Annotated in this window: 10 protein-coding genes; all 10 read left to right on the forward strand. The window is 26.7% G+C overall.

The window, feature by feature from the left end:
- Window position 1: 1 nt before the first annotated feature.
- Entirely contained in the window at window positions 2–1114 is a 1113-nt protein-coding gene (locus LQE93_RS11345) for a glycosyltransferase family 4 protein (RefSeq protein ID WP_231073728.1), read from the forward strand.
- Between the two features lie 24 nt (window positions 1115–1138).
- Complete coding sequence (gene wecB, locus LQE93_RS11350) at window positions 1139–2197, forward strand: non-hydrolyzing UDP-N-acetylglucosamine 2-epimerase (protein WP_231073729.1); 1059 nt, start codon at window positions 1139–1141, stop codon at window positions 2195–2197.
- Between the two features lie 72 nt (window positions 2198–2269).
- On the forward strand, window positions 2270–3694 hold the full coding sequence (locus LQE93_RS11355; protein ID WP_231073731.1) for a lipopolysaccharide biosynthesis protein: 1425 nt from the start codon (window positions 2270–2272) through the stop codon (window positions 3692–3694).
- Between the two features lie 123 nt (window positions 3695–3817).
- Window positions 3818–4423 carry a sugar transferase gene (locus tag LQE93_RS11360; protein ID WP_231073732.1) on the forward strand — a complete coding sequence of 202 codons (606 nt, stop codon included), beginning with the start codon at window positions 3818–3820 and terminating at the stop codon, window positions 4421–4423.
- A gap of 14 nt (window positions 4424–4437) precedes the next feature.
- Window positions 4438–5523: a Gfo/Idh/MocA family protein gene (locus tag LQE93_RS11365; protein WP_231073733.1), complete on the forward strand. Its 1086-nt coding sequence runs from the start codon at window positions 4438–4440 to the stop codon at window positions 5521–5523.
- A 77-nt stretch (window positions 5524–5600) separates the two neighbouring features.
- Window positions 5601–6632 carry a glycosyltransferase family 2 protein gene (locus LQE93_RS11370; RefSeq protein ID WP_231073735.1) on the forward strand — a complete coding sequence of 344 codons (1032 nt, stop codon included), beginning with the start codon at window positions 5601–5603 and terminating at the stop codon, window positions 6630–6632.
- 19 nt (window positions 6633–6651) lie between these two features.
- Window positions 6652–8013, forward strand: coding sequence for an ABC transporter substrate-binding protein (locus LQE93_RS11375; protein WP_231073736.1), 1362 nt, complete (start codon window positions 6652–6654; stop codon window positions 8011–8013).
- Window positions 8006–9418 carry an O-antigen ligase family protein gene (locus LQE93_RS11380; RefSeq protein WP_231073738.1) on the forward strand — a complete coding sequence of 471 codons (1413 nt, stop codon included), beginning with the start codon at window positions 8006–8008 and terminating at the stop codon, window positions 9416–9418. The genes LQE93_RS11375 and LQE93_RS11380 overlap by 8 nt, the downstream gene beginning before the upstream one ends.
- A gap of 150 nt (window positions 9419–9568) precedes the next feature.
- Window positions 9569–10354, forward strand: coding sequence for a hypothetical protein (locus LQE93_RS11385; protein ID WP_231073740.1), 786 nt, complete (start codon window positions 9569–9571; stop codon window positions 10352–10354).
- Window positions 10355–10420: 66 nt separating this feature from the next.
- Window positions 10421–11311 (forward strand): UDP-3-O-(3-hydroxymyristoyl)glucosamine N-acyltransferase, encoded by an 891-nt coding sequence (locus LQE93_RS11390; protein ID WP_231073741.1) that lies wholly within the window; start codon window positions 10421–10423, stop codon window positions 11309–11311.
- Window positions 11312–11436 lie beyond the last annotated feature (125 nt).

An 11436-nucleotide genomic window follows, 5' to 3' on the forward strand; every position in this document is an offset into this window, starting at 1 on the left:
TATGAAAAAAGTTTGTATATTAAGTTCATTACATAATTGGGATGACGTAAGAATATATCAAAAGCAAGCTAAATCTTTAAGTAAAGAGTATGATGTTGAACTTCATGCTGTTGGAGATTTTGAATTTAAGGAAGAAAATAATATAAAGATTTATGGATTAAAAAAGGCAAGCAAAAGATATTTAAGACCTTTAAATTGGATTAAATTAACTGCTAGGGTATTAAAATCAGATGCTGATATATACCATTTCCATGATCCAGAGTTAATTCCAATCGGATTAATTATAAAACTATTAAAGAGAAAACCAGTAATATACGATTCGCATGAGAATGTAAGATTAACTATTTTAAATAGAACATGGATAAATAAAAATATAAGAGTTCCATTAAGTAAATGCTTCAATAAGTTTGAAAAGTTTGCAAGTAGAAGATTTGATTTAGTAATTACAGTTTTAGATGAAATAGCAGACGAATTTATTCAAGAAGATGTTAATACTGCTGTAGTTAAAAACTTCCAAGTTGATACAGGAGATACAAAGCTTGAAATAATGAAAAATGAAACTGTCAATATTGTATATGCAGGAAGTATAAATGAAGTTAGAGGTAGTGTAGAGCTTGTTAATTCATTTAAGTATATTAAAAATCCTAATGTAAGACTTTATTTGATAGGAAGTTTTTCAAGTGAGTCAGTTAAAAATCAAATAATGAAGTCAGTAGAAGCTGATAATAGGATTTCTTATTTAGGATTAGTATCTTATGATGAAGCTCAAAAATTACTAAAGACTTCAGATATTGGGATAGTATCATATAAGCCAGGACCTAATCATGACTTTTGCTTACCTAATAAAATATTTGAATATATGTCTGTTGGAGTACCTATAATTGCTACTAACATAAAATATTGGTATGATAATTTTAATAAATATAATTGTATTTTATTCATTGATAAGGTAACTGAAAATGATATAGCTGATGCGATTAACTATTTAGTAGATAATAAAGAGGAAGCTATAAGAATGGGGAGATTAGGATATAATGTCTATAAGGAAAACTTTACTTGGCAAAGTCAAGAAGAGATACTATTAGAGCAATATAAAAAACTTTTAAATAAATAATAGAGTACTAGAGAGGTATTAAGTATGAAAATATTAACTATAGTAGGTGCAAGACCACAATTTATAAAGGCTGCTCCAGTATCTAAAGCTTTAAGAAAAAAGCATAAAGAGATTTTAGTACACACAGGACAACATTATGATGAAAACATGTCTAATATATTTTTCAATGAGTTAAAGATTCCAAAGCCAGATTACAATTTAGAGATTGGTTCAGGCTCGCATGGGAAAATGACAGGTGCAATGTTAAGTAGCTTAGAGGAAATATATTTAAAAGAGAATCCCGACTTTGTTTTAGTTTATGGAGATACCAATTCAACTATTGCTGGAGCGCTAGCTGCAAGCAAGTTACTAATTCCAGTAATACATGTTGAAGCAGGATTAAGAAGCTTTAATAAAGATATGCCAGAAGAACAAAATAGAATTTTAACTGACCATATTTCAAAATTTTTACTTGTTCCAACAGAAGATGCAATTAAGAATTTAAAAAATGAAGGTATAATTGACAATGTATATAACATAGGGGATGTTATGTATGATGCTGTTTTAATGTTCAAAGAGCTAGCAAAAGAAAAAGAATATTTACTTGAAGAATTAGGCGTGAATAAAAATGAATATATACTTACTACAATCCATAGGGCTGAGAATACAAACAATATAGAAAGACTTAAAAATATGATTCAAGCTCTTAATGAGTGTGGAGAAAATGTAATTTTACCATTACATCCTAGAACAAAGAAATTTATAGAAGATTATGGATTAAATTTCAATGATAATATTAAAGTTATAGAGCCTATAGGATATTTAGAAATGTTAATGCTAGAAAGTAATTCTAAGAAAATAGTTACTGATAGTGGCGGAGTTCAAAAGGAAGCTTACTTTATGGGAAAACCATGTATAACTATGAGAGATGAAACTGAATGGGTAGAGACTGTAAAGCTAGGATGGAATAAAATTGTAGGTACAGATAAAAATGAAATAATAAATAGTATTAAGACTTTCAATCCTACAACAAAACAAGAAAAGATATTTGGAGATGGAAATGCTTCAGAGAAGATAGTTGACATAATTGACAGCTATAAGTAACAGTACAAACTCTTGGTTATTGCCAAGGGTTTGTTATTATTGCATGAAATATAATTGTAATGAGGTTAAATTATGAATGGATTACTAAAAAAGTTTATAGATTTTGCTATGGGAAATGTATTAGTTTTAATACTAGGATTATTATCATCTTCAATTATTACTAGAATAATAACTCCTGATCAAAATGGTATATTTTCAATGTTTACAACTATAACTAGCTTGATAATTCTAGTTATAATGATAGGAATGGACCAGTCATATGTAAGATATTATCATGAAGAAAGTGAAGAAAATAGGGGGAAATTATTAAGAAGATGTATTAAGCTTCCTCTAACTTTAAATATAATTTTAGGATTATGTATGCTAATATTCTATAAACCTATATCAAATTGGTTAGTTAATGAAAGCTCATTTTTTGTAACATTATTAATACTAATACATAGTACATTTAATATAATTTCTAATTTTGTTCTTATAAATATAAGGATGAAGCAAAGAGGAAAATTATATTCTTTTGTGACTGTTACAAATAAGATTTTTTACTTATTGTTTGTATGGATTTTTTATGGAATATTTAAAAATAATTATATGACATTAATATTATCATTCGTACTTGCAAACATTTGTATGGCAATAGTTGGAATGGTAATGGAAAAAGAGGATTGGTTTAATTTTAATAGTAGTGGGGAGTTAAACACAGATACAAAGTCATTAATTAAATATGGTTCACCATTTATATTTTCAATGGCTATAGTTTGGGTGTTTCAATCAATAGATAAGGTAAGTTTGAAGATATTTAGTGATAATTATCAGATTGGGTTATATGCAGGTGCTATGACGATTATTGGATTAATGAATACCTTACAAGGGGCTTTTACAACTTTTTGGACACCTGTGGCATATGAAAAATATTCAAAGCATCCAGAAGATACAAACTTCTTTTCAGAAATAAATCAAATTGTATCTTTAGTTATGATTTTACTTTCTATAGGATTAATAGCTTGTAAGGAAATTATAGTTTTATTATTAGGACCTGCATATAGAGAAACTATTTTTATATTTCCATTCTTAGTTTTTATGCCTATTATGTATACTATATCAGAGACAACAGTATTAGGAATAAACTTTAAAAAGAAAACAAAATACCATATATATATAGCAGTTTTTGCAGCGATAAGTAATATTATAGGTAATATAATATTAGTACCTAGAATGGGTGCTACAGGAGCAGCTATATCAACAGGATTATCTTATATTGTGTTTTTCTTAGCAAGAACTTATTTTGCAGGAAAATTGTATAAAATAAATTTAAAAATGGGAAGGTTTTGGATATCTATAGCTTCTGTATATGTTTTAGCTATAGCTGCAAGTTTGTATACTTTTAATTTAACTATACTTATATTAACTATAATTTCTATTGTAATAGTTTTATTTATGTATAGAGATATATTAATAAAGGGATACGATATGTTAAAAAAAGTAATAAATAAGAAGTAACAATTTCTTCATTTAAACTTTATGGACAATACAATTGTATAGTAGTATAATCAAATAGTTATAATAAAAATAAGAATATTTTTATTATAATACTAATAATATCCTAAAAGTTGAGGTTAAAACATGGGAAAATTAAATTCAGCAATTAAAAGAATATTTGATTTTTTTCTTGCTTTAATAGGGATAATAGTTATATCACCAATTTTAATAATTGTGAGTATTGCTATTAAATTAGATTCTCCAGGAAAGGTAATGTTTTTACAAAGGAGAGTTGGGAGATACGGAAAAGAGTTCAATATCTATAAGTTTAGAACTATGATTCCAAATGCAGAAAAGGTTGGAAAGCAGATAACTGTAGGAAAAGATAATAGAATCACTAAAGTAGGAGCATTTTTAAGAAAATACAAAATTGATGAGTTGCCACAATTATTTAATGTTCTAAAAGGTGAGATGAGCTTAGTTGGTCCTAGACCAGAGGTTCCTAAATACGTTGCTTTATATACAGAGGAACAGAAAAAAGTCCTATCTGTACGACCAGGTATTACAGATTTAGCATCACTAAAATATAGTGATGAAAATGATATTTTAGGTAAAGTAGATAATCCAGAAGAATATTATATAAATGTTATTATGAAGGATAAGCTTAACTTAAATCTTGAATACATAGAAAAAAGTAATGTATTTTTTGATATTTCTTTAATAATAAAAACTATAATTAAATGTATATAAGGTAGGGATATAAAATGAAGAAATTAAATTTTGCAATAGTAGGATGCGGAAGAATATCTTACAAACATGTAGAAGGTTTAGTAGAAAATAGTGATATAGCAAATTTAGTAGCAACATGTGATGTTAAGTTAGAGTTAGCGGAAGCAAAAGGAAAAGAATACATCACTAAGATGAATGATGATTCATTAAGAGTTAATTCATATGAAGATTATAAGGTTATGCTAGAGGAGCAACCAGAGATTGATGTAGTTACAATAGCTACAGAAAGTGGTTATCATGCAGAGATTGCAATTTACTGTATGAATAAAGGAAAGCACGTTATAGTTGAAAAGCCAATGGCTATGTCAATAGATGATGCTAATGAGATGATAAAAGTTGCAAAGAAGAATAATGTTAAGCTATCAGTTGCCCACCAAAATAGATTTAATAGACCAGTTCAAAAGTTAAGGGAAGTAGTAGAAGAAGGTAAATTAGGTAGAATAATGAACGGTACTGCAAGAATCCTTTGGAGAAGAGATGAAAATTATTATAAGCAAGCTCCATGGAGAGGTACTTGGGATTTAGATGGTGGTACATTAATGAATCAATGTATACACAATATAGATTTACTTCAATGGATGTTAGGTGGAGAAGTTGAAAGAGTTTACGCAGAAACTGAAACCTTCAGAAATCCTATTGAAGGTGAAGATTTTGGGGCTATAGTAGTTAGATTTAAAAATGGAGCTATTGGAATAATTGAAGGTAGTGCTGTAGTTTATCCAAAGAACTTAGAAGAAACTTTAAGTGTTTTTGGAACTGAAGGAACAGTAGTAATCGGAGGATTAGCTGTTAATGAATTAAAGACTTGGAGATTTGAAGGTGAAGATGAAGAAGCTGTTAAATCTGATTTACAAGTTGAGATAGATAATGTATATGGAAAAGGACATACACCATTATTTAGAGATGTTGTTGAAGCTATAAATGAAGATAGAAAACCATATGTAAGTGGAGAGGACGCAATAGTTCCACTATCAATAATATTAGCAGCATACAAGTCAAAGAAGACTGGAATGCCTATTAATTTCCCATTTGAAAATTTCTCTTCTTCTGATATGAAATAGTGGATATTTTCAAGTAACATATAGAAAACTCCACGATAGTGGAGTTTTTATTAAATTTAACTTATATTTTAGAAGAGGTGAAATGTTTGAATAAGACTGTTTCGGTTATAATTCCGTGTAGAAATGAAGAGAAGTATATTGAAAAGTGTATTAAATCTTTTCTAGAGCAAAACTATCAGATGGATTTATTAAAAATAATTGTAGCAGATGGAATGTCAACTGATAAAACTAGAGAAATAGTTAATAATATTAGTAAAGCTCATAATAATGTAGTTTTATTAGACAATGAGGGATTATCGGCACCAAAAGGAATGAATTTAGGAATCAGATATACAGATTCTGAAATCGTAATAATTTTTGGAGCACATGCTTATGCAGATAAAGATTTCGTTTTAGAAAATGTTAAGGCTTTAGAAAAAGAAGGGGTTGGATGCTCAGGTGGAGTTATTACAACAATAAATGAAACTACTCAAGGGGCTGCAATAGCAGAGGCTATGAGCTGTCCATTTGGAGTTGGTAACGCATTATTTAGATATGCAGATAAAGAAAGCTATGTAGATACAGTTGCTTTTGGAGCATATAAAAGAGCATTATTAGATCAAATAGGATTATTTGATGAAGAATTAGTTAGAAATCAAGATGATGAACTTAATTTTAGAGTTGAAAAAAGCGGAGAAAAGATATTATTATCTCCTAAGATAAAGTCTACTTATATCGGAAGAGGTGACTTTAAAAAATTATGGAGACAATATTATCAATATGGTTTTTGGAAAGTTAGAGTAATACAAAAGCATAAAAAGCCAGCATCAATAAGGCACTTAATTCCATTAATGTTTGTTTTATTCTTGACAGTAGGTGGAGTATTAAGTTTATTTTCAAATATTATTAGAAATATGTATTTAATAATATTAGGATTATATTTATTATTGGATATAGTTTTTAGTGTGAAAATATCTATTAAAAAGAATATTAAATATCTATTATATCTTATTATAACATTTCCTATTTTGCACATTTCTTATGGATTAGGTTTTATTTTTGGAATATTTAATTTTTATATATTTAAGAGTTCGAAATTAGAGGAAAAAAATAAACGTATATCTAGATAAAGGTTATTAGGAGAAGATTATGAAAAGCTTTATAAAGAAAAATAAATTTTTTTTAGCTAGTATTCTATTATTATGTATTGCAGCCATAGCATATAAGTATTACAAAATAGGAAACTCAAAAAATATAAAGTATGAAGGAAAGGAAGTTGTTTCAATTTTCTTGAAAAACGATGAAATAACTAAAGGCCTACCACAACTAGTAGAAGAATATAATGAGACTAGTGATGATATATATATTAAATTAGAGTTTGCAGATACAGATTACAATAATGTGGTTTTTACTAAGTTAGCAAATGAGGTTGGGGCAGATATAATTCAATATATGAGTACAACTTTAATAGATAAAGAGTTTATTCAACCTTTAGATAATTTAAATGTTAATTATTCTAATATTGATGAATCATATTTATTAAAATTAAATAATGATGTTATTGGAATTAAGTATGGAGTATCTATTCCTAAGTTAATGTATAACGATAATATAGTAAAGGATATTGGCTTAACACAAAAACCTGAAACGTTAGACGAATTAATATCAGTACTTGAAAAAATTAAGGATAAAAATCCAGAAATAATTCCTTTAGATATTACTATTGCCAATATACACAATTTATTTAGTTTCATTGGAAATATTGCATCAAGTGATTATACTACTTATCCTACATTTTGGAATTATAATAGTGGAAGATATGATTACAATAATTTATCAATAGTTATAGATAAATTCAAATATATGTACAATAATAATTTAATAAATATAGATTTTGATACAAAAACTCAAGAGGCTGTTTATAGTGATTTTCAAAATGAAAAATCAGCTATTACAGTTGTAACATCATCGAAGAAGTATAGTGTAGTTGATAGAACTTTTAATATGAATGTTTCATTTTCTAATATACCAGTTTTAAAAAATGGTGATGAAAAGAAGAGATATTATGGAACTAGTCAAAGAGTTTTAGTTTTAGCCAATAATGCAAGAGATAAAGAAAAATTATCTTTAGAAAGTAAAGAAAGACTAGAAAGACATGAAAAAGCAGTTTCTGAAGTGTTTAATTGGTTATTGAGCAAAGATGTAACTAGTTATTTAGAAAAAATGGATGCCAATTATGCTGCCTTTGCAAGTATAGATTACGGAGAAAATGGTGTTTATTATGAAATGAATAATGATAAGAATTTTTATCAGTTAAAGAATGATCCAACTGAATTATTAGCTGGAAATTCTAAGTTAATACAAGATACAGTATATGCAATGATTAAAGGTGAAATTGATATAAATGCAGGGATAGAAAAACTTAACTTAGAATTGAATGATTTTATTTTAAATAACGAAAGAAATAAAATAGTAGATTTAGACATGTATAAGGAGCAAAATAATGAGTAGAAATAAGAAGAATGTAATTTTATCTATTATTTTAGTTTTGATGGTAGGATTAGCTGGAATTTGGTCGGTACAAAAGGTTGGTATTAAAGATGGAGCTACTTTTACATTATCAATAATTTTAAGTATATTTATTTTTGTTTTATCAATGAAAGATATAAAAAAATCAATATACTTATTCATTATTTCTATGCCAATATTAGTTACAGCTAGAAAGTTATTTTATTTAGATCTATTTGTACTTAAGCTAAATTTTGAATCATTAATAATAATTTATCTTTGTATAATTTCTTTTAAAGATATAGTGAAGAAAGTTAAATCTTATATAGATAATTGTAAAAATGGAATGATTATTTTAAAGTTATCAGTTTTATTTATTATATCTACGTATATAAGCTGTTTCTTTGCAGATAGTTTTAGAGAGAGTTTTGAACTTGTAACTACATCTGTGGTTATTCCTATATTATTATTACCTTTATTTATAACTATATTTAGCAAAGAAGATATCAAATATATAGGTTATTCACTAATATTATCAGTAAATTTAAGTTGTTTTTATGGTTTTGCACAAATATTAGGAATAGGACTTAGCTTTAGCGCTATTAAATCATCAAAAGAATATTTAACTTTTGGTTATCATAATGTAAATATATTTGTAAATATAGCATTAATAGCATATCCATTTTTATTAAATGAAATATTATATAAAAAACCAAATAAAAAAGAAAAGGTATTTTTAATAATATCTTTCTTTATTCAAAGCTTTGCGCTATTTATTACATTCTCAAGAGGTGCGTGGCTAGCTATGGCTTTAGCTTTCGTAGCTATATTATTTAGTAAAAAATATAGAGTTATATTTACAATATTGGTTATATTAGGTATATTGCTGGGAAATTCTTTATTGCCTATAATATTAAATAGAGGAAGTAGTACATCGGAAGGATTTTTGAAAAATACTTCTAATAGTGCTAGAGTATTAGCTATTTTAACTAGTGGAGAAATAATGAAGGATAATGTTTTTGGTGTGGGATATGGTGATTTTAATGAAAACTATAGAAATTATGTAGTTAGTGCATATTACGAAATAGGAAAAGATAGCAGAGCGCAGATGAATGCACCATTATATACAATGGATCATCCTCATAATTTCTTTTTATCCATTGGAACAGAATTAGGTATAATATCAATGATATTAATAATATTAATATTCGGAGAAAGAATATTAAAAGGAATAAAAAATTATAGTGATAATAGGCCTATATTAGTATCATTAGCTATATTTATTTTTATAGGATTGACTACAGGGATAGAATTAAATCATAGAGGTGTAATTACTAATACATATTTACTATGGATTTTATTTGCATTAATAAGTGTAAATTGTAAGAAGATGATAGAAGATATGTAGATATGTTTAATATAACAAGAATTGTTTAGAAAAATTTTAAAATTTAAGACTTAATATAAATATATATATAAATATATATAGTATTGAAAAGGTAAAAATACAACTTTTAATGGGGAAGAGTAAAAATGTAATTAAAAGAGGTATTTAAGAATGATAAAGAGACTAAAAAACATTACAAATCGTATATATTCAGATTACATAATGAAAAACAGATTTGAAGAATACGAAAATATGTTAAAAAGCTTTTTAGACAAAGGTTTTATATTTTTACCAATATGTGAAGCTAAAAGTAGCAATTCTAATGATAAGTTTATAATTATTAGACATGATGTAGATAGTGAATCTAAGGTTGCTAGAAAAATGTTTGAGATTGAAAAAAAGTTTGGAGTAAAATCAACATATTACTTTAGATTATGCACTATAGATGTAGATTTAATAAAAGAAATGATAGATTACGGAATAGAGGTTGGATATCATTACGAAGAAATTTCAACTTATATAAAAGAAAGACATATAAAAAACTTAGATTTAATTAAAAAAGAAATATCAGATATTAAATCAAAATTTAAGGCGAATGTAGATTATTTTGAGAAAACTATAAATCATAAGATATATTCTGTAGCATCTCATGGAGATTGGATTAATAGAAAGATGAAAGTTGTGAATAAGGAATTAGTTACAGAAGAAGTAATGGAGGCCTTAGGGATTAACGTAGAAGCTTATGATATAGAAAGTAATTTAGATTTTAGGCTGGCAGATAGACAGTATCCAATGTTTTGGAGTCCAATGTCCCCAGAAGAAATATTTAATAGTGATGATTTGAAGAAGGGACTAATATTAGTGCATCCAAGACAGTGGTGTAGTGCACCAGTTGAAAGGTTTAGACTTGATTTTCAAAGAATTATAGAGGGATTAAGATATAAAAGCATAATTTAATGATTATGCTTTTTATCTATATTTTATAATCTACATATTGAATTAAAGAGATTTTTAGGAGGATAAATGGAATTAATAGATATAATTAATTTATTAGATAATGGAAAAATAATACAAAATGGTGAATTTACATCACTAGGATTAGCGGTTAGTAGATGTGATGAAAAATTATTATCTTTTATTGAAAGTGAAAAATATATTAATAGTTTAGGTGATAATATAACATGTTTAATAACTACTGAAGAACTAGGTAATAAACTAAAAGATAATTATGGTATTATTGTTGCAAAAAATCCAAGAATGGAATACTTTAAATTACATAATGCATTAAGCCAAAATAAAGAATATGTAAGAGAGATTCATAAGACTGTTATAGGGAAAGGGTGTAAAATAAGCAAATTATCTTCTATAGCTGAAAATAATGTAGTTATAGGAAATAATGTAACTATAGAAGAGTTTGTTGTAATAAGAGAAAACACTGTAATAGGTGATAATTCTATAATAAGAAGTGGTGTAAAAATTGGGGGAGAAGGTTACGAGTATAAAAGAGTAGATGGAAAGATAATGAATGTAGTTCATTGTGGAGGAGTAGTAATAGGAGAGAATGTTGAAGTTCAATATAATGCATGTATAGATAAGGCATTATATACTTGGGATAATACTATAGTAGGTAACTACTGCAAGTTAGATAATCTTGTACATTTAGAACATGGTGTTAAAATAGATGAAAGATGTTTAATCGCATCTAGAACTACCATAGGTGGTCGTACAACTATAGGAAAAGATTCTTGGGTAGGATTAGGTGTAGTTATATCAAATGGGCTAACATTAGGGGATAAAGTAAGCGTTAGCTTAGGAGCAGTAGTAACAAAAAGTTTAAAAGATGAAGAAAAGGTGTCAGGAAACTTTGCTATAGATCACAATAAATATATAGAATTCATAAAGACAATAAGATAAAAAGGGGCTGTCTCTGAAATGATTTTTAAAATCATTTCAGTAGACGGTCTTTTTATTTTTTATTCATATATTTATATGAAATTATTTCTAAATGAACAAGTTTTTTGACACGACAAATAGGAGGT

It is taken from the genome of Clostridium sp. NSJ-145 (genome assembly GCF_021044725.1).
Taxonomy (GTDB): Bacteria; Bacillota; Clostridia; order Clostridiales; family Clostridiaceae; genus Clostridium; species Clostridium disporicum_B.

What these genes read in the sequence shown, in the direction of transcription:
- LQE93_RS11360 (WP_231073732.1), top strand. Translation starts at nt 3,818, where the DNA reads ATGGGAAAATTAAATTCAGCAATTAAAAGAATATTTGATTTTTTTCTT.
- LQE93_RS11380 (WP_231073738.1), top strand. Translation starts at nt 8,006, where the DNA reads ATGAGTAGAAATAAGAAGAATGTAATTTTATCTATTATTTTAGTTTTG.
- wecB (WP_231073729.1), top strand. Translation starts at nt 1,139, where the DNA reads ATGAAAATATTAACTATAGTAGGTGCAAGACCACAATTTATAAAGGCT.
- LQE93_RS11345 (WP_231073728.1), top strand. Translation starts at nt 2, where the DNA reads ATGAAAAAAGTTTGTATATTAAGTTCATTACATAATTGGGATGACGTA.
- LQE93_RS11390 (WP_231073741.1), top strand. Translation starts at nt 10,421, where the DNA reads ATGGAATTAATAGATATAATTAATTTATTAGATAATGGAAAAATAATA.
- LQE93_RS11355 (WP_231073731.1), top strand. Translation starts at nt 2,270, where the DNA reads ATGAATGGATTACTAAAAAAGTTTATAGATTTTGCTATGGGAAATGTA.
- LQE93_RS11385 (WP_231073740.1), top strand. Translation starts at nt 9,569, where the DNA reads ATGATAAAGAGACTAAAAAACATTACAAATCGTATATATTCAGATTAC.
- LQE93_RS11375 (WP_231073736.1), top strand. Translation starts at nt 6,652, where the DNA reads ATGAAAAGCTTTATAAAGAAAAATAAATTTTTTTTAGCTAGTATTCTA.
- LQE93_RS11365 (WP_231073733.1), top strand. Translation starts at nt 4,438, where the DNA reads ATGAAGAAATTAAATTTTGCAATAGTAGGATGCGGAAGAATATCTTAC.